The 499-nt window shown below is 48.5% G+C and carries 1 protein-coding gene; it reads right to left on the reverse strand.

Going from position 1 to position 499, the window contains the following annotated elements; all coding sequences use genetic code 11:
- On the reverse strand, positions 1-499 hold a 499-nt coding region (locus ACTHUR_RS18975), incomplete at both ends, for a hypothetical protein (protein WP_440400325.1).

Consider the following 499-nt stretch of genomic DNA (forward strand, 5'->3'; position numbering starts at 1 on the left):
GGGTGTGTATGGGGGGTGGGTGTTGGTTGGTTCGTTGCGGTGTTGTGGGGGTTGATTGGTGTGTTGGTTTTTTTTTGGCTGTGGGCTGTTTTTATGTCTTTCAGGGTTGTTTTGTGTGGTTGGGTGCGCGTTTGTGGTGTGTTGGTTTTGGTGGTTGGTTGGGTTGTGTGTTTTTTTGGGGTTGTTTTTGGTTGGGGGTGTTTGTTTTTTGGTGTGTTTTTTTGGGGGTTTTGTGTGTTTGGGTTGGGGGGTGTGGTGTTTTTGGTGTTTTGGGGGGGTTGGTTTGGTGGGGTGTTTGTTTTTTGTGTTTTGGGTGGGTGTTTTGGTGGTGTGTTGTTGGGTGGTGTGGTGGGTGTGTTGGTGTGTGGTGTTGGCGCGGTGGGGGGTGGTGGTAGGGTTTTTGGTTTTGTTTTTTTTTACTTTTCGGTGGGGGGTGGATGTTTTTAGGTGGTTGGGGGGTTGTTTGGCGTGTTTTGGCGGATGTTTGTTGTTTTTGTAT

It is taken from the genome of Neisseria sp. P0021.S007, assembly GCF_051956855.1.